This is a genomic window from Mycobacterium sp. G7A2, assembly GCF_041902445.1.
Lineage (GTDB): Bacteria > Actinomycetota > Actinomycetes > Mycobacteriales > Mycobacteriaceae > Mycobacterium.
Genome location: NZ_CP169251.1, coordinates 3825149 through 3845899, shown reverse-complemented (window position 1 = coordinate 3845899; position 20751 = coordinate 3825149). Strand labels below are relative to the sequence as shown.

The following is a 20751-nucleotide window of genomic DNA, read 5'->3' as shown; positions in this document are numbered from 1 at the left end:
CATCGGTAGCCTGGGTCCATGATCCGGCACGCGGTGGGCGCGGCGATGGCGGTGGTCGTCCTGACGGGGTGCGGGCAGGCGGTGACCGGCACACCGACGTGGCCCGGCGCCCGTCTCGAGCGAGCTGTGCTGACCGCCGCAGACTTTCCGGCCGGTGTGGGCTTCGAGCGGATCAACCGCGACCCGGGACAGGGGGACGGCGCAGGGGCGCCGCCGCCGATGTTGTCCACTCCGGAGGGCTGTACCGACGGGATGACTCGCGACATCGCCGACACCGCGGAGCGGGGGCCCGGCAGTGCTGCGGAGTACGTCGTCGACTATGACGGTGCGCGCCTGGTGATCACAGTGCTCACGTGGTCGCTGGATCTGGATCGGCTGGCTGCCACCGCCGAACGGTGTGCGACGTACAAGACGTTCTTCGATCCGTCGGATCCGGGGATCCCGATGACCACCACGCGGCTGGACACCCCGCGACCGCAAGCGCTGGTGTACGAGCAGACCATGCATCTGGCGGGGGCGGAACGCAGCGTGTTCTTCTCGTTCGAGAACGTCGGCTCGATGGCGGTGTTCGGGATCGCCTTCCCGACCCCGGATCCCACGATCGACGTCAAAGCCGCGCTGCCGCAGACGTTTTTGGAGGTCATGGCCAAGCAGGCCGACAAGGCCGCGCAGGCCGCATGAGTGCGCCCATCAAGAGCGGTGAAAGCTGCCCGCTGACAGCGCTGCTGGCTGTAGCGTGACGCAATGCCCTCTCCCATGGTGACCGTCGACGGCTTCGGCGTGCCCGTGGAGGTGGCGGGCCCGGAGAAGGGTTCGGTCGTGGTCGTGCTCGGTGCCGCGCATCAGGCCCCGGCGGCCTACGATCCGGTCTGTCAGCGGTTGCACACCGCGTCCCTGCGTACCGTGGTGATCGGGCCGGATCCGCGGCTGACCGGCAAGTCGGTGGTCGGCATCCTCGACTCGCTGGACGTGCGCTGGGCGCTGCTGGTGGGTGACCGGCTGGGCGGGGAGCTGGCCTGGGAACTGGCCGCCACCCGGCTCGACCGGTTCATCGGGCTGGTGGCCGTCGATCGCGGACACCCACGGGTGGCCGACCCGGCCGGGGTCATCCGCGACGAGCACTGCCCGCCGGTGGAGCTGAACACCACGGTGCTGGTCAGTACCAAAGCCGCCCGCGCCATGGCGGTCGCCAGCCAGCGCTTCGTCTACGGCGAGTACCGGATCGTGGATCTGCTGGGCCGGCGCAACGCGGCCGATTCGACGGCCCAACTCGCGACCGAGATCGTCATGCGCACGAGCACATGGTGATGTTCTACCGCTGCTGATCTCTGGTGCGTGCCGCCTCGTCCGGGGTCCAGGCCTGCGGCAATCCCGGCTGGTTCGGAAACAGGAAGTCCACGAATGCTTTTGCGGTGGGCTGCGGCTCGTGGTTGGCCAACCCGGGACGTTCGTTCGCCTCGATGAACACGTAGTCGGGCGAGGTGACGTCCGGTACCAGCAGGTCGATGCCGGTCACGGGAATGCCGATCGCGGCGGCCGCGGTGACGGCCACTGCGCGCAGGTCCGGATGCACGATCGCGGTGACGTCGTGAATGGTCCCGCCCTGGTGCAGGTTCGCGGTGCGGCGCACACGCAAACGTTCACCCTCGGGCAGTACGTCGTCGAACGACCAGCCCGCCTCGGTGACCGTGGCCTCGGTCACGGCATCCATCGGGATGACCGACTCGCCGCCCGTCGCGGCGGCCCGGCGGCGGCTCTGCGCTTCGATCAACTCACGGATGGTGTGCCGGCCCGTGCCGGTGACCTCCGCCGGGCGACGCAGTGCCGCGGCGACCACCTTGCCGTCGATGACGACAAGCCGCAGGTCGTCACCCTCGGCGCGCTGTTCGATGAGCACCTCGGGGTACTGCTCGCGGGCCCGTGCCAGCGCTGCGTCCAGTTCCTCGGAGTCGGTGACCCCGACCGTGATGCCTTTGCCCTGCTCGCCGCGCGTGGGCTTGACGACGACGTCGCCCACTTCGGCCAGGAAGTCGTGGTCGGCCTGGTCGAAGGTCGCCAGCCGCCCACGCGGCACGGCGATGCCGGCCTCGGACACGATGCGCCGGGTGAGTCGCTTGTCGTCGCACCGGCTCATCGCGACGGCGGAGGTGTACTCGGACAGCGACTCCCGCGTGATGACGCTGCGTCCACCGTGCGACATCTTCATCTCGCCGGCCTCGGCGTCGATCACCTCCACCCAGATGCCGCGGCGGATCGCCTCGTCGGCGATGATCCGGGCGTAGGGGTTGAGGTCGTCCACCGTTTCCGGGGGATGGGTGAACAGCGGCTCATTGATGGCGTTCTTGCGTTTGACCGCCATGACGGGAACCCGGGTGAACCCCAGCTTCTCGTACAGCGCGATCGCGGCGCCGTTGTCGTGGGCCACCGAAAGGTCCATGTAGGACCGGCCACGGGTGCGGTACAACTCGGCCAGGGCGAGGGTCAGTGCCGCGCCCACCCCGGGCAGCGGTGCCGCCGGGTCGACCGCCAGTGTCCACAGGCTCGAGCCGTTCTCCGGGTCGCTGAACAGCTCCACGTGGTCCACGCCGGTCACCGTGCCGAGAACGGCGCCGTCGTCGGTGACCGCGATCAGATAGTCCACCGCATCCCGCTGCACGTGGTTGTCCCAGATGACGTCGACGGGGGCGGGCACCATCCCGCACCGGACGTAGACGCGGTTCATCTCGTCGGCTTCCGCACGGCTGCGCAGCGCGCGGATCGTGAATCCGCGCTGGGTCGGCGCGATGTGGTCGTCGTCGGTGAAGCGCAGCCGGTAGGTGTGGCTGGGATCGATGAACAGCTCGGCCGGGGCGCGGGAGACCAGCACATGCGGCTCACGGGCGTAGATGCAGATGTCACGCCGCCCTTTGGCCTCCTCGCGCAGCACGTCGGCGAGGTTTTCCGGATCGGCGAACGTCTGACCGAAAATCAGCCGGCCCCAACCGAGTTCGAGGACCACGTCCTCGGACATCGACTCGACCAGCTCCGGCGGGGAGGCCTGGTGCAGCGACAGCGTGATCGCCTCGGTCTGCTCACCGGCCGACTCGGCACGGGGGTCGAGCGTGCTCATGCGGCCGGGCCCCGGATGCCGTGCTTCTGCAGCCACAGCTCCAGCAGCGCGATCTGCCAGAGCTCGTTGCCCCTCAGCGGGGTCAGCCGACCGTTGGGGTCAGCCAGCAGCTGCTCGACGGCGTCGGGCCGGAACAGTCCGCGTTCCTTGGCCTCCGGGGCGTACAGGGCGTCGCGGACCAGATCCAGGTACGGGCCTTCGAGGTGGGTCAGCGCGGGCACCGGAAAGTAACCCTTGGGCCGGTCGATCACGTCTGCGGGGACCACGCGCCGGGCGGCCTGCTTGAGCACACCCTTGCCCTCGTGGGCGGTCTTGTACTGGGGCGGACAGGTGGCGGCCAGCTCGACGAGGTCGTGGTCGAGGAACGGCACCCTGCCTTCCAGGCCCCAGGCCATGGTCATGTTGTCGACCCGCTTGACCGGGTCGTCGACCAGCATCACGGTGGTGTCGAGGCGCAGCGCGCGATCGACCCCGGTGGCGGCGCCGAGGCGCGCGAAGTGTTCGGCGACGAACCGCTCGCTGGGATCGTCTTCGGTGGCCACGGCCCGCGACACCAGCTTGGCGTACGCCGACTGGTCGCGGTCGAAGAACGCCGCCCGGTAGCTGGCGACCGAACCTTCGACCGAGGCCGCCGACGGCTCACCCATCGGCGGATACCAGTGGTACCCGGCGAAGACCTCGTCGGCGCCCTGGCCGGACTGCACGACCTTGACGTGCTTGGCTACCTCCTGGCTGAGGAGGTAGAAGGCCACGCAGTCATGGCTGACCATCGGTTCGCTCATGGCACCGATCGCGCCGTCGAGGGCGGGCAACATCCGGTCGGTGCCGATGCGGATCTGGTGATGATCGGTGTCGAACCGTTTGGCGATGATGTCGGAGTAGCGGAACTCGTCGCCCTCGACGCCGCCGACGGATTCGAAGCCGATGGAGAACGTCTTGAGTCCGTGCTGGCCGGCTTCGGCGAGCAACCCGACGATCAGGCTGGAATCCACCCCGCCCGACAGCAGGCATCCCACCGGGACGTCGGCGACCAGGCGCCGCTCCACCGCCACCCGCAGCGAGTGCAGAACCGCATCCTCCCAGTCGCGTTCGGACCAGTCGGCGCGCTCGTCGCAGCGGGTGAAGTCGGGCTCCCAGTAGACCTTCGTGGTCCGCGTGCCGTCGGGTTCGATCACCATCAGCGAGGCCGGGGGCAGCTTGCCGACGCCGCGCAGGATCGTCCGTGGCGGCGGCACGACCGAATGGAAGGTCATGTAGTGATGCAGCGCGACCTGGTCGATCCGGGTGTCGATGTCGCCGCCCGCGAGCAGCGCGGGCAGCGACGACGCGAACCGGATCCGATCGGAGTTCTCGCTGATGTAGAGCGGCTTGATGCCCAGGCGGTCGCGGCCGAGCAGGACTCGACCGCTGTCGCGTTCGACGATGGCGAAGGCGTACATGCCCTTGAGGTGGTCGACGAACTTGTCGCCCCAATGGTGGTAGCCCTTGAGCAGCACCTCGGTGTCGCTGTGCGAGAAGAACCGGTAGCCGTGGCTCATCAACTCGTCGCGCAACTGCTCGTAGTTGTAGATGCAGCCGTTCCAGGCGATCGACAACCCCAGTTCGGAGTCCACCATGGGCTGGGCGCCGGCCTCGGTGAGGTCGATGATCTTCAGTCGGCGATGCCCGAGGGCGACCCGCCCCTGGGACCACACGCCGGCGGCATCGGGTCCGCGCGGGACCATGACCTGGGCCATCGCGGAGACGGCACCGATATCCGGGGTTCTTCCGTCGAGGCGTACCTCGCCGGTGGCTCCACACACCTGTTCGACCCTACTCTGTGTCGGCTGACATCGACGCCGTTGTCGGCGGCCCTGGTTGAGGGCCGCAGCGGCAACGGAATATTTACCCTAGGGGAACTCTGCCAAACCGGCGCACCGACATCGGGTTCGCGATCCTGGTCACTCGGCGGGGTGTGCAGCTTGCTTTGTGCCCATATGATTTGAAAAGGTCTGCTGTCCTACCTTTCGACGTCGGATGTGCGGTGAATACCGGCGATGACGGTCCCGCGGCGGGTAGCCAATGGTTGACTTGCCAGCACAGACAACCGTGTTCGACGGCGTGGCGAGGAGAAGTGATGGGTGCACAAAAGGGCATGTTGACGCAGGCCGAGCTCGAGCAGTTGGTCGCTGCGGGCGACATCGACACGGTGATCGTGGCCTTCACCGACATGCAGGGCCGGCTCACCGGCAAGCGGGTCTCGGCGCGGTTGTTCGTCGACGACGTCGCCGAGCACGGTGCCGAATGCTGCAACTACCTGCTTGCCGTCGACGTCGACATGGACACCGTCGACGGTTACGCCATCTCCAGCTGGGAGACCGGTTACGGCGACATGGTGATGACGCCCGACTTCAGCACACTGCGGTTGCTGCCGTGGATTCCGGGCAGCGCGCTGGTGATGGCGGATCTGTCGTGGACTGACGGCAAGCCGGTGAAGCAGGCGCCGCGCAGCATCCTCAACCGCCAGATGGACCGTCTCGCCGAGCGCGGGCTGGTGCCCTACATCGGCACCGAACTCGAGTTCATGGTGTTCGACGACGCGTACCGCGACGCGTGGAAAGCCGACTACCGTGGCCTGACGCCGGCCACCGACTACAACGTCGACTACCAGATGCTGGCCTCCACCCGCATGGAGCCCCTTCTGCGCGACATCCGTCTCGGCATGGACGGCGCGGGCATGTACTGCGAAGGGGTCAAGGGTGAGTGCAACCTCGGCCAGCAGGAGATCGCCTTCCGCTACGACCACGCTCTGGTCACCTGCGACAACCACACCATCTACAAGAACGGCGCCAAAGAGATCGCCGATCAACACGGCAAGAGCCTGACCTTCATGGCGAAGTTCGACGAGCGTGAAGGCAACAGCTGCCACATCCACATCTCGCTGCGTGGCAGCGACGGTTCGGCCGTCTTCGCCGACGACAGCGACCCGCTGGGAATGTCGGCGATGTTCCGCAGCTTCGTGGCCGGCCAACTGGCCACCCTGCGCGAGCTGACGTTGTTCTACGCCCCGAACATCAACTCCTACAAGCGTTTCGTCGATGGCAGCTTCGCGCCCACCGCGATCGCCTGGGGCCTGGACAACCGCACGTGCGCACTGCGGGTGGTCGGCCACGGCCAGGGCATGCGCATGGAGTGCCGCGCTCCGGGTGGGGACGTCAACCAGTACCTGGCCACCGCGGCGTTGATCGCCGGTGGCCTGCACGGCATCGAGCAGGGCCTCGAGCTGCCCGATGCCACCGACGGCAACGCCTACACCAGCGGCGCCGACCGGCTGCCCACCACGATGAGCGAGGCCGCCGAACTGTTCGACAAATCCGAGATCGCCCGCGCCGCGTTCGGAGACGACGTCGTCGACCACTACCTGAATTACGCACATGTCGAGCTGGCGGCCTTCAACGCCGCCGTGACCGATTGGGAAAGGAGGCGCTGTTTTGAACGGCTCTGACCCGGAATACCGCCGCAGGCCCGCGATCGGGCTGACCACCTATCTGCAGCAGGCCCAGACCGGGGTGTGGGACGTGCGGGCCAGTTTCCTGCCTGCCATCTACTTCGAGGGGGTCGGGCTCGCCGGCGGCATGTCGGTGCTGTTGCCGCCCCAACCGGTGGATGCGGCGGCCGCCGATGCGCTGCTCGACGGCCTCGACGGGCTGATCATCACCGGCGGCCGTGACGTCGACCCCGGCGCGTACGGCAGTCCCCGGCATCCCGCCACCGACGAACCCGCCGAAGACAGCCGCATCCGCGACGACTTCGAGTTCGCCATGCTGCACGCCGCGCTGCGCCGTGGGGTGCCGGTGCTGGGAATCTGCCGCGGCGCCCAGGTGCTCAACGTGGCCCTCGGCGGCACCCTGCACCAGCACCTACCCGATGTGGTGGGCCACAGCCGCCACCAACAGGGCAACGCAGTGTTCTCCACCTCCTCGATCAGCACTGTCGCCGGCACCCGGGTGCAGGCGCTGGTCGGCTCCACCACCGAGGCGCAGTGCTATCACCACCAGGCCATCGACCGCCTCGGCGACGGGCTGATCGTCAGCGCCTCGGACGCCGACGGCGTGATCGAGGCCGTGGAGACCGACCCGCGCCGCTACCCCGATCACTGGGTGGTGGCCGTGCAGTGGCATCCCGAGGAGCGGCTCGACGACCTGCGGCTGTTTGCCGGTCTGGTGCAGGCCTCGGCGGCGTTCGCGCAGCGAAGAACACAGAAGGTGAGTGCATGACGACCTGTGAGGTGATCAACCCGGCGACCGAGGAGCTGCTGCGCACCGTCGAGCTCACCGACACCGCCGGGGTCGACGACGCGGTCGCCCGCGCACAGTCGGCTCAGCGGAAGTGGGCCCGGCTGGCCCCGGCCGAGCGGGCGGGCGCACTGCGGGATTTCGCGACCGTCGTCGACGCCCACGTCGAGGAACTGGCCGCACTCGAGGTCGCCAACTCCGGTCATCCGATCGGTTCGGCGCGGTGGGAGGCCGGGCACGTCCGCGACGTGCTGCAGTTCTACGCGGGCGCGCCGGAACGACTGTCCGGCAAGCAGATTCCGGTGGCCGGTGGGCTGGACGTGACGTTCAACGAGCCACTCGGCGTCGTCGGGATCATCACCCCGTGGAACTTCCCGATGACCATCGCGGCGTGGGGATTCGCCCCCGCGCTGGCCGCCGGCAACGCGGTGCTGGTGAAGCCGGCCGAGTGGACTCCGCTGACCACGCTGCGGCTCGGCGAACTCGCCGTCGAAGCCGGTCTGCCGGCCGACCTGCTCTGCGTGCTGCCTGGTGCGGGCGAGGTGGTGGGGGAGCGTTTCGTCACCCATCCCGACGTCCGCAAGATCGTCTTCACCGGCTCCACCGAGGTGGGCACGCGGGTGATGGCGGGCGCCGCCGCGCACGTCAAGCGGGTGACGCTGGAGTTGGGCGGCAAGAGCGCCAATATCGTCTTCGACGATTGCGATCTGGAACGCGCCGCAGCGACGGCGCCCTACGGGGTGTTCGACAACGCCGGTCAGGATTGCTGCGCGCGTAGCCGTATCCTGGTGCAGCGCAACGTCTACGACCGCTTCATGGAGCTGCTCGAACCGGCAGTCAAGGGCGTCGCCGTGGGTGACCCGAACGCCGAGGACACCGAGATGGGCCCGCTGGTGTCCAAGGCGCACTGGAGCTCGGTCGCCTCGTACGTGCCCGACGACGCCCCTGTCGCGTTCCGCGGTTCGGCGCCGCAGGGGCCCGGCTTCTGGTTCCCCCCGACGGTGCTCACGCCGCAGCGCGGCGACCGATCCGTCACCGAGGAGATCTTCGGCCCGGTCGTCGCCGTGCTGCCCTTCGACGACGAGGCCGACGCGGTCGCACTGGCCAACGACACCGCCTACGGGTTGTCCGGCTCGATCTGGACGGACAACCTCTCACGGGCACTGCGGGTGTCGCGCGCGGTCGAGGCCGGCAATCTGTCGGTCAACTCGCACTCCTCGGTGCGGTACAACACCCCGTTCGGTGGATTCAAGGCCTCGGGGCTGGGCCGGGAACTCGGTCCCGACGCGCCGCTGTCGTTCACCGAGGTCAAGAACGTCTTCATCGCTGTTCAGACAGAGCAGGAGGCTCACTGATGGATCTGACCCAACGCCTCGCCGGCAAGGTCGCCGTCGTCACCGGCGGCGCCAGCGGTATCGGGCTGGCGAGCGTGCGCCGGCTGCACGCCGAGGGCGCCACCATCGTCATCGGCGACATCGACCCCGCGACCGGTAAGGACGTCGCCGATGAGGTCGAAGGCACCTTCGTCCCGGTCGACGTCGCCGACGAAGTCGCCGTCGACACGCTGTTCGACACCGCGGCCAAGACCTACGGGTCGGTGGACATCGCGTTCAACAACGCCGGGATCTCACCGCCCGACGACGACCTGATCGAGAACACCGGGCTCGAGGCGTGGCAGCGGGTGCAGGACGTCAACCTCAAATCGGTGTTCCTGTGCTGCAAGGCGGCGCTGCGCCACATGGTGCCCCAGCAGAAGGGTTCGATCATCAACACCGCGTCGTTCGTCGCGGTGATGGGTTCGGCCACGTCGCAGATCTCCTACACCGCCTCCAAGGGTGGGGTGCTGGCGATGTCACGTGAGCTCGGCGTGCAGTACGCCCGCCAGGGCATCCGGGTGAACGCACTGTGTCCGGGCCCGGTCAACACACCACTGCTCAAGGAGCTGTTCGCCAAGGATCCCGAGCGTGCCGCGCGCCGTCTGGTGCATGTGCCGGTGGGCCGTTTCGCCGAGCCGGAAGAACTGGCCGCGGCGGTGGCATTCCTGGCCAGCGACGACGCATCGTTCATCACCGGCTCGTCGTTCCTGGTCGACGGTGGCATCAGCTCCGCCTACGTCACGCCGCTGTAGTCCACTCTGGACCGATGGCCGCCGAACCGGGCTCGCCCGAGCGCACCGACGCCAGCGACGCGCTGCTGCGTCCGGTGCGGCCGCTCAACGCGTTCGAGGACACGGTGTCGCGGTTGCTGCAGACGATCCGGCTCGGGTTGCTGCAGCCGGGGGAGTCGTTACCACCGGAGCGGGACCTCGCTGCCCGGCTCGGCGTCAGCCGGGACACCCTGCGTGAGGCCATCAAGTCGTTGGCCGAGGCCGGGTATCTGGTGTCGCGGCGCGGGCGCTACGGCGGCACGTTCCTGGCCGATGAGCTGCCCGCCCCGAGCGGGGACGCCGTGCGGCCCACCCGCGCCGACATCGACGACACCATGCGGCTGCGCGAGATCCTCGAAGTCGGGGCGGCGCGGATGGCGGCGGGCCGGACACTGACCGCCACCGAGCGTCAGGCGTTGTCGGGCCGGCTGGCCGACGTCCGCGACGCCGACAGCACCGACTACCGCCGCCTGGACTCGCGGCTTCACCTGGCGATCGCCGAGGCGGCGGGAGTGCCGTCGCTGGTCCCGTTGGTGGCGCAGAACCGGATGCGGCTCAACGAGCTGCTCGACCACATCCCGCTGCTGGCCCGCAACATCGCCCACTCCGACGAGCAGCATGACGCGATCGTCGCGGCGATCCTGGCCGGGGACGCCGACACGGCGGCCGAGACCATGGCCGCGCACGTCCGGGCTTCGGCCACGCTGCTGCACGGCTTCCTGGACTGACCTGCCCCGCGAAGGCGCGGGTCTGTCCACCGACACGCCGCGCAGGCTGGCATTTTGCGCGCGCTCGTCGGGGACTAGATTTGCAGGGATGGAGGACGAAGGGCTGGTCGAGCGGGCGTCCTCGGCGCTGGCCGAGGTCGACACCACCGGCTGGGCGCAGCGCTTCGACCTGGTCTCGGACCCGCACCGGTTGGAAATCCTGTTGTGCCTGCACCGCTCGCCCGGGATCTGTGTCAGCGACCTGGCCGCGGCGCTGGGTCGTTCGGAGAACGCGGTGTCGCAGGCACTTCGGGTGCTACGCCAGCAGGGCTGGGTCACCAACACCCGCGCCGGGCGCTCGGTGACCTACCGGCTCGAGGACGACACCGTGCACGACCTGCTGCACTGGATCGGCGCGCGGCACGGCTAACTGCCTGCACCGAATCGTGCGGCCAGTCCGATGATCTCGTCGACCGACCACTGATCGTCGGCGTGCGCGCCGTACTTCGCGGCGAGCAGCACACCCTGCGGCGAGATCAGGAAGTCGGCCGGCCTGCTCAGATGCTCCTCGCCGGGTCCCATCCCGGGGCGCAGTGAGCGCTGCTGCGCCACGCCGCGCGCCGCGGCCAGCCAGGCACGTGGATGGAGCACCGAGGCCAGCGACGTCTCCACACCGAACTGTCTGTACAGCGTCTTTTCGGGATCGGCGACGACGGCGAAGGGCAGATCGGACTGATACTCGCGCAGTGTGTCGGCACTGGAGTGGAACACCGCCACCTCCGAGACCCCCGCCGCGACAATCTCGTCGTGACGACGGGAGAGCGACCGCAGGTGCAGATGGCAGATGGGGCACCCGGCGAAACGGCGGAACTGCAGATGCACCAGGCGCTCGGAATCCGGTACCGACACGGTGGCGCCGGTGATGGTGTCGAGCGTGCGCGCGGTGATGTCGTCACCGACCCTCAGGGGCGTTTTCGGCATGGTCGCAGTACACCACGGCACACCGACGAACTCCGGCGGTGTTTCGAAGCCGGTCGGGGTGGGGAACGTGACAACCATGACGCGCCGCAAGCCCGCCTTGGCCATGGCGTCGGTCGCCGCACTGGCGTTGACCGGGTGCGCGGTGTCCAATCAGAACACCGCCACGCCCTCGGCGGAGACCACGACGTCCCCGCCACCGGCCTCGGCGTTCGGGGCGGAAGCGCCCGTCCCACCGCCATCGACCGACCGGATACCGCCGGTCGGAGCGAGATGGTTGGAAATCGACGAGGTCGACGGACTGGGCACCATCGTCGTCGACGGGAAGGGGCGCACGGTCTACGCCTCGTCGGCCGACACCGGCGGCCAACCCACCTGCTATGACGCGTGCGCAGACACCTGGCTGCCCCTGCTGGCGTCCGGCAACCCATCCGGTGGCATCGGTATCCAGGTGTCGCAGGTAACCACCGCTACCCGCCGCGACGGCGCCGAGCAGGCCACCTATCAGGGCCATCCGTTGTACTGGTACGCCGGTGACGGCATGCCCGGGGAGATCAACGGCCACGGCGTCGAGCTGTTCGGCGCCGAGTGGTTCGTGCTGACCCCCGACGGAGACCGGGCGACGGTGGGCTGAGCCGAGCGGCGATGGCCTGCCCGACAGGACAGGGCGACGCTGGTCATCTGATCAGCTAGACAGATGTTCAGACGGCGGAATAAGGTGCTGGTGTGACCGAGCACATCCGCGCCATGCACATGAGCGACGGCATCGTCAACGCGCCTGTGTCGGTGGCCTTCCTCGCGATCGCCATCCTCGCGCTGGGTGTCTGCGCCTACCGGGCGCGCACCGAGCTGGACGAGCGGACTGTGCCGCTGGCCGGCTTGGTCGCGGCGTTCATCTTCGCGGTGCAGATGGTGAACTTCCCAATCCTGCCGGGCGTCAGCGGCCACCTGCTCGGCGGCGCGCTCGCCGCGATCCTGGTCGGTCCCTTCACCGGGGCGCTGTGCGTGGCAGTGGTGCTCATCGTGCAGGCGCTGCTGTTCGCCGACGGCGGGGTGACGGCGCTGGGAACCAACATCGTCAACATGGCCGTCATCGGCGTCGCGGCCGGGTACGGCACGGCGGTGCTGGCCTACCGGCTGCTGCGCCGCAGAGGTGACGTAGGTGTGCCCGCCGTCGGGGCGCTGTCCTTCGTCGCCGCGGTTGTCGGGACCGTCTGTGCTGCCATGGGTTTCGTGCTCGAGTACGCCCTCGGTGGTGCGTCCACGACGTCGCTGGGAACAGTGGCGACCTACATGTTCGGCACCCACGTGCTGATCGGAGTCGGGGAGGGAATCATCACCGCACTGACCGTGATGGCCGTGGTGCGGGCCCGTCCCGACCTGGTCTATCTGCTGCGCACCAACCCGGCGAAAGTGGGGGCGAACGCATGACCGAGGCGACACAGCGGCGCTGGTGGTTCTGGATCGGATTCGCGGTGGTCACCCTGCTCATCGCCGGAGGTGTGTCGTACCTGGCCAGTTCGAGCCCCGACGGTCTGGACTCGGCAACATTGCAGGGCTGCGAGGTGGTCGAGACCGCCGCCGGGGAGGAACTGCACGGCGACTGCATCGCCCAGCATGCCGAAGAGCACAGTCTGGCCGGCTCCCCGCTGGCCGACTACGCGCTGGGTGGGCAGGACGGGACCGGCGGGCTGGCGGGAATCGCCGGGGTGTTGGTGACCGTGCTGGTGGCCGGCGGGCTCTTCTGGTTCATCGCTCGCTCGCGGGGCAAGGCGCCGACCAAGTCCGGGAACTGAGGTGGGAGGCGGCCATTCGCACCCGCTCTACCGAGACGGTGACTCGCCCGTGCACCGGCTGCCGGGCGAGGTCAAGATCGTCTGCCTGGTGGTGTTCGTGCTGGCGGTCGTGGCCACCCCCCGAGAGTTGTTCTGGCCCTTCGGGTTGTTCGCCCTGATCCTGCTGGCCACCTGGTGGGTGGCCCGGATTCCGCTGGGCTGGATGCTGCCCCGGATGCTGATCGAGGTGCCTTTCGTCGTGCTGGCGGTGCTGTTGCCGTTCGCAGAGGGCGGCGAACGCGTGACGGTGGCCGGGGTGGAGTTGTCGGTAGCCGGGCTGTACGCCGCGTGGGGAATCGTGGCGAAGGGCACCCTCGGGGTGGCGGCCTCGCTGACCGTGGCCGCCACGACCACCGCACGCGAGCTGCCCATCGCGCTGAGCAGGCTGCGCGTCCCCGGGGTCATCGTGTCGGTGCTGACGCTGATGATCCGCTACATCGACGTACTCGCCGCAGAGGCCCGCCGGATGCGTATGGCGCGTGTCTCGCGCGGTGACTCGCCGCGCATGGCGCATCAGATCGGGGCGACCGCCAAGGGGGTCGGGTCGCTGTTCCTGCGGTCCTACGAACGCGGTGAACGGGTGTATCTGGCAATGCTCTCGCGCGGTTTCGACGGCCAGATACCGCCGATGGCCGTCGGCGCGGGCTGCACGGCTGCCGCATCGTCGCGGCAGTGGGTGCTGGCGCTGGTGCCGGCCACCGCGGCGGTGGTCGTGGCGATGACCGCCTGGACGGTGCGATGAGCGCTTGCGCGAAGAGCCGAGGGCAGCGATGAGCGCTTGCGCGAAGAGCCGAGGGCAGCGATGAGCGCTTGCGCGAAGAGCCGAGGGCAGCGATGAGCGCTTGCGCGAAGAGCCGAGGGCAGCGATGAGCGCCCCGGCGGTGCAGGTGCGAGGACTGCGATACAGCTATCCCGACGGTCATGTCGCTCTGGACGGCATCGACCTCGACGTCGCGGCGGGGGAGCGGGTGGCGTTGCTCGGCCCCAACGGAGCGGGCAAGACCACGCTGATGCTGCACCTCAACGGTGTGCTGACCGCGTCGGACGGCTCCATCGCCATCGGTGGGACAACCCTGTCGCGCAGCACGTTACGGGATGTCAGGCGCCGAGTCGGACTGGTGTTCCAAGACCCTGACGACCAGTTGTTCATGCCCACCCTGGCCCAGGATGTGGCCTTCGGCCCGGCCAATTTCGGGCTGCGGGGCGAACAGCTCGCCGCGCGGGTCCGGCATGCTCTCGAGGCCGTCTCGATGACGGAGCTGGCGGACCGCAGCCCGGCGCACATGTCGGGTGGCCAACGTCGACGCGCGGCACTGGCCACCGTCTTGGCCTGCGAGCCCGAAGTTCTGGTCCTCGACGAGCCGTCGGCGAATCTCGACCCGGTGGCCCGCCGGGAGTTGGCCCAGACCTTGACGGGGTTGGAGTCGACGATGTTGATCGTCACCCATGACCTGCCCTACGCCGCGCAGCTGTGTGACCGGGCGATCGTCATGGATCGCGGTGTGATCGTTGCCGACGGCGCGGTGGCCGAAGTGCTTTCGGATACGGAGCTCCTGGCTGCGCACCGGCTCGAACTGCCGTGGGGCTTCACCGTGACCCGACCCTGAAACGGGCTATCCGGTCGGGGCGCGTACGGCGGCGGTCGGCATCATCGGCAGCGTGATGGTGAACGTCGTCGCACCCGGCGCAGAACGCGCCGTGATGACGCCTGCGTGGGATTCGACGATGGATGACGTGATCGACAGCCCCAGACCGAAGCTGCCGGTCTCGCGGGACCTGGACTTGTCGGCGCGTACGAAGCGCTCGAACAGATGGGGCAGCACTGCGTCGTCGATACCCGGCCCGTCATCGGTCACTGTCAGCTCGACTTCGGGCTTCCCGTCGCCGGCTCGCCCCGTCCTCAGGGCCGCGGTCACGGTGGTCCCCGCAGGCGTGTGCACCCGGGCGTTGGTCAGCAGGTTGGCGATCGCCTGATGGAGTCGGGCCCGGTCAGCGCGCACCCAGACCGCTGTGTCGGGCACATCGACCGACCAGTGGTGTGTGGGCGCCGATACCGCGGCGTCGTTGACCGCATCGACGACGAGGTCGCTCAGCTCGACATCGGTGGCATGCAGCTCGTCACCTTCGTCGAGTCGTGCCAACAGCAACAGATCGGCGACCAGGGAGGTCATCCGTTGCGCTTCGGATTCGATGCGAGCCAACGAGTACTCGGTCGTCTCCGGCAGGACGGCACTGTCCTGCCTGGTCAGCTCCGCGTAACCGTGGATCGCGGACAGCGGCGTGCGAAGTTCGTGGCTGGCGTCGGTGATGAACTGCCGCATCCGCCGATCCGACGCGGCGACGTCGGCGAGCGCACGCTCCACATGGTCGAGCAGCCGGTTGAGGGTGTCACCGACAAGGCCGACCTCGGTGTGCGAATCGGTGTTCTCGGCCGGAACCCGGGGGGCGATCGTGTGGTTGTCCCGATCGAGCGGCAGCGCCGCTACCTCTGCAGCAGTCGCGGCGACGCGGCGCAACGGACGCAGCGCGAAGCGAACCACCGCGAGTGTGCTCAGTGCGGTGATGACCAGAGCCAACGCCGTCAGCCCGGAGACGATGACGGTTTCCCGGATCATCGCCTCCCACGCCGGCCCACGGGACACGCCGGTGACCAGGATTTCATCGTCGCCTCCGAACCGGCCGGTCATGCGGTACCAGCCCAGTTCGGGCAGCTCGACGGTGCGGGGATCGGCACGCCACGGCGAAGCGGCGATCACCTCGATCGCGGCAGCGGGAAGAGGCCGCGCCCCACCTTCGACAAAGTGCGCCGAGTCGACGACCCGGCCGCCGCGAATGATCGCCACGACATTTCCCGGTGCCTGACCTGTCAGGTTCGCCATCGGCTTCATCGCCCCGGGTGGTGGTAACTCCCCGTCAGGAAGCGGTGTGCTGCGGTATTTCGCCACCCCCGCGCTGAATCCGTCTGCCGCCCCGGCGAGTTGAGAGTCGAGGATGCCCAGCACGGAGGATCTCAGCGACATCACCGACATCGCTCCGGTCGTCGCCACGACCACCATGACCACCACCGAGACCGCGATGATCAACTGCTTCTGCAGTGACCATCTCTGCCAGCGCCGCTTCATCGCGGGGACCGGAGCATGTAGCCGACGCCTCGCACGGTGTGCAGCATCGGCTCACGGCCCGCGTCGATCTTCTTGCGTAGGTATGACACGTAGAGATCCACGATGCTGGACTTGCCGCCGAATTCGTACTCCCATACCCGGCGCAGGATCTCCTGGCGGGTGACTGCCTTGCCCTGATTGCGCATCAGGTAACGCAGCAGGTCGAATTCCGTCGACGTCAAGGCGAGCGCGTCGCCGCCCCGCGTGACCTCGTGACTGGTGGCGTCGAGGTGGAGGTCCCCCACCCGAAGTGTTTCGTCATCGGCGGGCGTGAGGTAGGCCGAGCGGCGCAGCAGTCCGCGCAGTCTGGCGACGAGTTCCTCGAGTGAGAACGGTTTGGTCATGTAGTCGTCGCCACCCGCGGTCAGGCCGGTGACCCGGTCGGCCACCGAATCGCGGGCGGTCAGGAACAGCGTCGGCGTGTAAGCGCCCGATGCGCGGATTTGCGCCAGTACACCGAGTCCGTCCATGTCGGGGAGCATGATGTCGAGAACCAACAGGTCGGGCGGGTTGGTGCGGTACATCTCGACCGCTTCGGCGGCAGTGTGCGCAGTATCGATCTCCCACCCCTCGTAGCGCAACGCCATGCGGACGAGGTTCGTGAGCGCGCGCTCGTCGTCGACGAGCAGGACCCGGATCGGTGACCCGTCGGCGCGGTACATCCTGGGCAATTGGCCCAGCACCGCGCGACGCGGCCCCTGTTCGTTCACCGGTGCGGACGCCACCCGACCATTGTCGCGACTGTCGGCCCGGCTTTCACGCCCTTCATAGACATCTCATATGTCTGCTCGTGACGACCGGTGTAGGCGCATGTGGATTCCCTATGAGAAGTTCGCTGTCGCCACCACCGGCCAGGAGACTGAGGCGCGTTGCCCCCTCTCACGAAAGGCCCCGGCGATGACCGCTACCGCTTCGCTCGACACCCGGTTGACTGCACACTCCGCCACTGCTCTCGGATTCTTCCGGATTCTCACCGGACTGATGTTCACGATGCACGGAACCATGAAGCTCTTCGGCTGGCCGACCGGTTCGCCGGCTGCAGTGGCGGCGTGGCCGATGTGGTGGGCCGGTGTGCTCGAGGCGATTCTCGGTGTCCTCATCGCGATCGGATGGTATGTCCGCGCCGCGGCCTTCGTCGCTTGCGGCATGATGGCCGTCGCGTACTTCTGGATGCACTTTCCCGCGGGATTCTGGCCCGTCGTCAACGGCGGTGAGACCGCGGTGCTCTACTGTTTCGCGTTCCTGCTGTTCGTGTTCCACGGCCCTGGCGCCCTCGGCGTCTCCAGGCGATGACCGTGCCGCCGTTGCGCAACCGGATATCCGGCCGTTCTTGTGAGTTCGCTATGCGAACCTGGCGCGAAGGCATCTCGCCTCTAGGCTGGAAATTACTGGTAAAAAACAACTTTGGAGGATAAACGGCAATCTTGACCGCCAGGGCCGACGATCACGAGAGCGTGCGGTTCGAGCGTGATGTCCTACCGTTGCTCGACCAGCTCTACCGGGCCGCGCGCCGTTACACCCTCAACGGCGCCGACGCCGAAGACTTGGTGCAAGACACGATGGTCAAGGCCTACAGGTCATTTCACACTTATCAGGACGGCACCAACGTTCTTGCGTGGTTGCTGAGGATCATGACCAACACGTGGATGAACTCGCACCGGCGAGCCCAGTGCCGTCCCAGTGAAGTGCTCTCCGAAGACATCACCGACGCGCAGTGGGTGGCGCACGCTGAGCATCAGTCCACCGGTCTGCTGTCCGCCGAACTCACTGCTCTGGAGGCGCTCGGCGACGACGACGTCAGGGACGCCTTCGCGAGGGTGCCCGAAAGCCAGCGCCTGGCGGTGTACTACGCCGACGTCGAGGGCCTGCCCTATCGCGAGATCGCACACATCCTCGACATCCCGGAGGGGACTGTCATGTCACGGGTGTTTCGCGGTCGACGAGTGCTGCGCGGTCTGCTGGTCGGCGTGGCGGCGGCTCGCGGTTATCTGCGTGCCGCATGAACCGAGGAACGGCAGATCAGTGCCTCCGCGGCGGTGGCCACGGCGGCTCGCCGCACAACGCCAGCAGCGCGTTCTCCACCACCTCCGGCAGCGCCGGGTGGATCCAGTACTGACCACGGGCCATGTCCTGGGCGGGAAGGCCGAACGCCATCGCCTGGATGATCGGCTGGATGATCGACGAGGCCTGGTGGCCCATGATGTGTGCGCCGAGCAGCAAGCCGGTGTCGTCGTCGACGATCAGCTTGGCGAATCCGGTGGAATCCTCCATCGCCCAGCCGTAGGCGACGTCGCTGTAGTCCTGGATCTTGGTCTTGAAGCGGTAACCGGCAGCGCGGGCCTGGTTCTCGGTCAACCCGACCGACGCGATCTGCGGTTCGGTGAACACCGCCGAGGGAACATTGGCGTGGTTGGCCGGCATCAGGTTGTCGGTGTCGTCCCACGCTTGCAGCAGGTTGTGCTTGACCACCCGGGCCTCGTGGTTGGCGACGTGCTTGAGTTGATAAGGCGAGCTGACGTCGCCGAGCGCGAACACGTTTCGCGCCGTGGTGCGCTGGTACTCGTCGACAGCGACCAGGCCCGCCGACACCTCCACACCGGCCAGATGCGCGTCGAGTTGATCGCCGTTGGGCACGCGTCCCGTCGCCACCAGCAGTGTGTCGGCACGCACCGTCGACCCGTCGTCCAGATGCAGGGTGACACCCGAGTCGTCCGACGACCCACCCACCAGGTTCCGCCGGCTGCGGATCTCCCATTTGCGGCTGGCGATGTCGGTGAATCGTTCGCAGATCGTGTCGTCGGTGTGGGTGAGCATCGTCGTGCCGCGCAGCACGATCGTCACGTGAGATCCCAGCGCGGAGAAGACGTGGGCGAACTCGGCTGCGACGAACCCGCCACCGACGATCACGATGTGCTCGGGCACCTCAGAGATCCGCATGATCGTGTCGCTGGTGTGGAAGGCCACGCCGCATTCGGCGATCGCAGCAGGCACCGTGGCCCGCGCACCGGCGGCGATGACCACCTGCTCTGCGCTGAACTCGTCGCCGTCGTCGGTGTGCAGCCGATAGCTGCCGTCGTCGTTGCGCGCGCCGAAGCGGGTGTGGCTGGCGAAAACCTCGACGTTCGGTGAGGAACGCCGGTACTGTTCACCGCCGGCGGCCAGCGGGTCGATGCGGCCGAACACCCGGGACACGATGTCGGGCCAGCGCACCCCGTCGACGTGGGCGTCGACCCCGAATCGCGCCGAGTCACGGATCTGCTGGGCCACCCCGGCCGCGTAGACGAACATCTTGGTGGGGATGCATCCGACGTTGAGGCAGGTTCCGCCGAACACCCCCTTCTCACAGATCGCGACGCGCTTGTCGACGTAGCGTTCGTCGAGCAGCGAGTTGCCCGAACCGGTCCCGATGATTGCGATGTCGAAGTCAGCCATGCCCGTCGCTCCCGTCGTTGTCGGCCGGTGCCGCGCACTCGCCTCGATGCTCTGCTCGATACCACTGCAGCCAGCGGTCCAATTCGGTGTACGCCTGCCGCCGCGCCTCGGGCACCGACAGGAACACGTCGTGCTTGGCGTCGGTGATCGGCACGATCGTCGTCCGGTTGCCGATGCATCCCGCCCAGCGGGCGATCTGGGTGACGTCGAGCACCGCGTCACCGCATTGGATGGCGGCGGGGTCGGCCACCTCGCGCACGCTGCGGTCCGAGCGCAGGATCAGGTTGGGCACCCCGACATCGAGGCCCCGGTGCAGCCTGGCCTGCCCGCGTCGGATGGCATGGATCCAGCCCACCTTCACCGGAAATCCGCCGATCGGCTTCCAGTTCAGGTTGTAGTCGAAGTCGCCGTCGTAGTCGCGGTGCAGGGTGGTGCCGTACCCGCCCGTGCCCGGACGGCGCACCACCGTGTGCTTGCGCAGCCGCCCCAGTGCCGACAGCGCCGCCGACGTCGGCGCCGAACGCAGCAACGCATGGCCCTGCAGATCCAGCCACGGGCTGTTGAGCACCAGCCCCGCCACCCCGGCGCGGACGGTGGCGCCTCTGCGTCGCAACCGGTCCAACCACAGTGACGTGATCAACCCACCCGCCGAATGCCCGTAGATCAGCACCCGTGCCGGGGACACGGCCCCCACCGTCGCCAGCGCCCGTTCGAGTTCGACGTCGTAGCGGGCCAGGTCGGTGGTGAAGTGCGGGGTCTGACCGTCGCGGTGCGAGCGCCCACATTTGTGCAGGTCCAGTGCATAGACCCGGAACCCCTGCGAAGCGAGATGATCCGCGAGCTCGGTGTGGAAGAAATAGTCGGTGAAACCGTGCACCACCAGTACCGCGTCACGCGCGCGGTGGGCAGCGTCCTCATCGGGGTGACCCCGGCTCACCAGCGTCGCCACGAGCTCGCCTTCACCGTCGGGGTCGGGGCCGAGTTCGAAGGTCCGCTGCCAATATCCGGGCAGCACGTCGGGCTCCCATCCACGCACGGATGCCACCCTAATGCCGAAAGCGGGTAGACCGGTGCGGTGCGGGGCAGTGGTCGCCACGTGGTGACCACGG

22 protein-coding genes are annotated in these 20751 nt (G+C 68.1%); 15 read left to right on the top strand and 7 right to left on the bottom strand.

The features are described from left to right. Window positions 1-18 precede the first annotated feature (18 nt). Window positions 19-681: a hypothetical protein gene (locus ACEWX3_RS18300; protein ID WP_207069363.1), complete on the top strand. Its 663-nt coding sequence runs from the start codon at window positions 19-21 to the stop codon at window positions 679-681. Between the two features lie 63 nt (window positions 682-744). Continuing rightward, complete coding sequence (locus ACEWX3_RS18295) at window positions 745-1308, top strand: alpha/beta fold hydrolase (protein ID WP_152516696.1); 564 nt, start codon at window positions 745-747, stop codon at window positions 1306-1308. Window positions 1309-1312: 4 nt separating this feature from the next. On the opposite strand, the gene ngg is transcribed toward ACEWX3_RS18295, so the two are convergent. Both ngg and ACEWX3_RS18285 read right to left on the bottom strand, forming a co-directional pair. After that, a complete protein-coding gene (gene ngg / locus ACEWX3_RS18290; RefSeq protein WP_221360717.1) occupies window positions 1313-3109 on the bottom strand; it encodes an N-acetylglutaminylglutamine synthetase in 1797 nt (598 codons plus the stop codon). Next, the gene (locus tag ACEWX3_RS18285; RefSeq protein ID WP_207069365.1) at window positions 3106-4911 is read right to left on the bottom strand and encodes an N-acetylglutaminylglutamine amidotransferase; all 1806 of its coding nucleotides are present in this window, start codon (window positions 4909-4911) and stop codon (window positions 3106-3108) included. Before ACEWX3_RS18285 ends, ngg begins: the two co-directional genes overlap by 4 nt. Before the next feature lie 314 nt (window positions 4912-5225). Here ACEWX3_RS18285 and ACEWX3_RS18280 point away from each other — a divergent pair, with 314 nt between their 5' ends. From ACEWX3_RS18280 to ACEWX3_RS18255, 6 genes are all read left to right on the top strand, one after another. Next, complete coding sequence (locus ACEWX3_RS18280) at window positions 5226-6593, top strand: glutamine synthetase family protein (protein WP_207069366.1); 1368 nt, start codon at window positions 5226-5228, stop codon at window positions 6591-6593. Continuing rightward, window positions 6580-7365, top strand: a complete 786-nt coding sequence (locus ACEWX3_RS18275) for a gamma-glutamyl-gamma-aminobutyrate hydrolase family protein (RefSeq protein WP_374157259.1) — start codon at window positions 6580-6582, stop codon at window positions 7363-7365. Before ACEWX3_RS18280 ends, ACEWX3_RS18275 begins: the two co-directional genes overlap by 14 nt. Further along, window positions 7362-8738, top strand: a complete 1377-nt coding sequence (locus ACEWX3_RS18270) for an aldehyde dehydrogenase (RefSeq protein WP_207069368.1) — start codon at window positions 7362-7364, stop codon at window positions 8736-8738. The genes ACEWX3_RS18275 and ACEWX3_RS18270 overlap by 4 nt, the downstream gene beginning before the upstream one ends. After that, window positions 8735-9511, top strand: coding sequence for a 3-oxoacyl-ACP reductase (locus ACEWX3_RS18265; protein ID WP_173012193.1), 777 nt, complete (start codon window positions 8735-8737; stop codon window positions 9509-9511). The genes ACEWX3_RS18270 and ACEWX3_RS18265 overlap by 4 nt, the downstream gene beginning before the upstream one ends. Before the next feature lie 14 nt (window positions 9512-9525). After that, a complete protein-coding gene (locus ACEWX3_RS18260) occupies window positions 9526-10257 on the top strand; it encodes a FadR/GntR family transcriptional regulator (RefSeq protein ID WP_374157258.1) in 732 nt (243 codons plus the stop codon). Window positions 10258-10345: 88 nt separating this feature from the next. Continuing rightward, window positions 10346-10666, top strand: a complete 321-nt coding sequence (locus ACEWX3_RS18255) for a helix-turn-helix transcriptional regulator (RefSeq protein WP_152516703.1) — start codon at window positions 10346-10348, stop codon at window positions 10664-10666. Here ACEWX3_RS18255 and ACEWX3_RS18250 read toward each other — a convergent pair. After that, window positions 10663-11217, bottom strand: a complete 555-nt coding sequence (locus ACEWX3_RS18250; protein WP_374157257.1) for a peroxiredoxin-like family protein — start codon at window positions 11215-11217, stop codon at window positions 10663-10665. The two genes, ACEWX3_RS18255 and ACEWX3_RS18250, sit on opposite strands and share 4 nt — an antisense overlap. A 76-nt stretch (window positions 11218-11293) precedes the next feature. Here ACEWX3_RS18250 and ACEWX3_RS18245 point away from each other — a divergent pair, with 76 nt between their 5' ends. The 5 genes from ACEWX3_RS18245 to ACEWX3_RS18225 all read left to right on the top strand — a co-directional run bounded on the left by ACEWX3_RS18245 (window position 11294) and on the right by ACEWX3_RS18225 (window position 14656). Beyond that, window positions 11294-11848, top strand: a complete 555-nt coding sequence (locus tag ACEWX3_RS18245; RefSeq protein WP_286183835.1) for a hypothetical protein — start codon at window positions 11294-11296, stop codon at window positions 11846-11848. A gap of 113 nt (window positions 11849-11961) precedes the next feature. Then, window positions 11962-12645, top strand: coding sequence for an energy-coupling factor ABC transporter permease (locus ACEWX3_RS18240; RefSeq protein WP_374159888.1), 684 nt, complete (start codon window positions 11962-11964; stop codon window positions 12643-12645). Continuing rightward, the gene (locus ACEWX3_RS18235; protein ID WP_207069371.1) at window positions 12642-13010 is read left to right on the top strand and encodes a PDGLE domain-containing protein; all 369 of its coding nucleotides are present in this window, start codon (window positions 12642-12644) and stop codon (window positions 13008-13010) included. Before ACEWX3_RS18240 ends, ACEWX3_RS18235 begins: the two co-directional genes overlap by 4 nt. Before the next feature lies 1 nt (window position 13011). Continuing rightward, window positions 13012-13791, top strand: coding sequence for a cobalt ECF transporter T component CbiQ (gene cbiQ, locus ACEWX3_RS18230; RefSeq protein ID WP_374157256.1), 780 nt, complete (start codon window positions 13012-13014; stop codon window positions 13789-13791). Between the two features lie 124 nt (window positions 13792-13915). Further along, window positions 13916-14656 (top strand): energy-coupling factor ABC transporter ATP-binding protein, encoded by a 741-nt coding sequence (locus tag ACEWX3_RS18225; protein WP_374157255.1) that lies wholly within the window; start codon window positions 13916-13918, stop codon window positions 14654-14656. Between the two features lie 6 nt (window positions 14657-14662). Here ACEWX3_RS18225 and ACEWX3_RS18220 read toward each other — a convergent pair whose 3' ends face one another. Together ACEWX3_RS18220 and ACEWX3_RS18215 are read right to left on the bottom strand one after the other, a co-directional pair. After that, complete coding sequence (locus ACEWX3_RS18220; RefSeq protein ID WP_374157254.1) at window positions 14663-16171, bottom strand: sensor histidine kinase; 1509 nt, start codon at window positions 16169-16171, stop codon at window positions 14663-14665. Continuing rightward, complete coding sequence (locus tag ACEWX3_RS18215) at window positions 16168-16872, bottom strand: response regulator transcription factor (protein WP_374159887.1); 705 nt, start codon at window positions 16870-16872, stop codon at window positions 16168-16170. The genes ACEWX3_RS18220 and ACEWX3_RS18215 overlap by 4 nt, the downstream gene beginning before the upstream one ends. A gap of 235 nt (window positions 16873-17107) precedes the next feature. Between ACEWX3_RS18215 and ACEWX3_RS18210 the strand changes: the two genes are divergently transcribed. Beyond that, window positions 17108-17503: a DoxX family protein gene (locus ACEWX3_RS18210; protein WP_374157253.1), complete on the top strand. Its 396-nt coding sequence runs from the start codon at window positions 17108-17110 to the stop codon at window positions 17501-17503. A gap of 131 nt (window positions 17504-17634) precedes the next feature. Beyond that, window positions 17635-18213 carry a sigma-70 family RNA polymerase sigma factor gene (locus ACEWX3_RS18205; RefSeq protein ID WP_374157252.1) on the top strand — a complete coding sequence of 193 codons (579 nt, stop codon included), beginning with the start codon at window positions 17635-17637 and terminating at the stop codon, window positions 18211-18213. A 16-nt stretch (window positions 18214-18229) separates the two neighbouring features. Here ACEWX3_RS18205 and mtr read toward each other — a convergent pair whose 3' ends face one another. Further along, window positions 18230-19642 carry a mycothione reductase gene (gene mtr / locus ACEWX3_RS18200; RefSeq protein WP_221360703.1) on the bottom strand — a complete coding sequence of 471 codons (1413 nt, stop codon included), beginning with the start codon at window positions 19640-19642 and terminating at the stop codon, window positions 18230-18232. Next, window positions 19635-20678 carry an alpha/beta hydrolase gene (locus ACEWX3_RS18195; RefSeq protein ID WP_374157251.1) on the bottom strand — a complete coding sequence of 348 codons (1044 nt, stop codon included), beginning with the start codon at window positions 20676-20678 and terminating at the stop codon, window positions 19635-19637. Before ACEWX3_RS18195 ends, mtr begins: the two co-directional genes overlap by 8 nt. Between the last annotated feature and the right edge of the window lie 73 nt (window positions 20679-20751).

What these genes read in the sequence shown, in the direction of transcription:
- ACEWX3_RS18300 (WP_207069363.1), top strand. Translation starts at nt 19, where the DNA reads ATGATCCGGCACGCGGTGGGCGCGGCGATGGCGGTGGTCGTCCTGACG.
- ACEWX3_RS18295 (WP_152516696.1), top strand. Translation starts at nt 745, where the DNA reads ATGCCCTCTCCCATGGTGACCGTCGACGGCTTCGGCGTGCCCGTGGAG.
- ngg (WP_221360717.1), bottom strand. Translation starts at nt 3,109, where the DNA reads ATGAGCACGCTCGACCCCCGTGCCGAGTCGGCCGGTGAGCAGACCGAG.
- ACEWX3_RS18280 (WP_207069366.1), top strand. Translation starts at nt 5,226, where the DNA reads ATGGGTGCACAAAAGGGCATGTTGACGCAGGCCGAGCTCGAGCAGTTG.
- ACEWX3_RS18270 (WP_207069368.1), top strand. Translation starts at nt 7,362, where the DNA reads ATGACGACCTGTGAGGTGATCAACCCGGCGACCGAGGAGCTGCTGCGC.
- ACEWX3_RS18260 (WP_374157258.1), top strand. Translation starts at nt 9,526, where the DNA reads ATGGCCGCCGAACCGGGCTCGCCCGAGCGCACCGACGCCAGCGACGCG.
- ACEWX3_RS18255 (WP_152516703.1), top strand. Translation starts at nt 10,346, where the DNA reads ATGGAGGACGAAGGGCTGGTCGAGCGGGCGTCCTCGGCGCTGGCCGAG.
- ACEWX3_RS18250 (WP_374157257.1), bottom strand. Translation starts at nt 11,217, where the DNA reads ATGCCGAAAACGCCCCTGAGGGTCGGTGACGACATCACCGCGCGCACG.
- ACEWX3_RS18245 (WP_286183835.1), top strand. Translation starts at nt 11,294, where the DNA reads ATGACGCGCCGCAAGCCCGCCTTGGCCATGGCGTCGGTCGCCGCACTG.
- ACEWX3_RS18240 (WP_374159888.1), top strand. Translation starts at nt 11,962, where the DNA reads ATGCACATGAGCGACGGCATCGTCAACGCGCCTGTGTCGGTGGCCTTC.
- ACEWX3_RS18235 (WP_207069371.1), top strand. Translation starts at nt 12,642, where the DNA reads ATGACCGAGGCGACACAGCGGCGCTGGTGGTTCTGGATCGGATTCGCG.
- ACEWX3_RS18225 (WP_374157255.1), top strand. Translation starts at nt 13,916, where the DNA reads ATGAGCGCCCCGGCGGTGCAGGTGCGAGGACTGCGATACAGCTATCCC.
- ACEWX3_RS18220 (WP_374157254.1), bottom strand. Translation starts at nt 16,171, where the DNA reads ATGAAGCGGCGCTGGCAGAGATGGTCACTGCAGAAGCAGTTGATCATC.
- ACEWX3_RS18215 (WP_374159887.1), bottom strand. Translation starts at nt 16,872, where the DNA reads ATGTACCGCGCCGACGGGTCACCGATCCGGGTCCTGCTCGTCGACGAC.
- ACEWX3_RS18210 (WP_374157253.1), top strand. Translation starts at nt 17,108, where the DNA reads ATGACCGCTACCGCTTCGCTCGACACCCGGTTGACTGCACACTCCGCC.
- mtr (WP_221360703.1), bottom strand. Translation starts at nt 19,642, where the DNA reads ATGGCTGACTTCGACATCGCAATCATCGGGACCGGTTCGGGCAACTCG.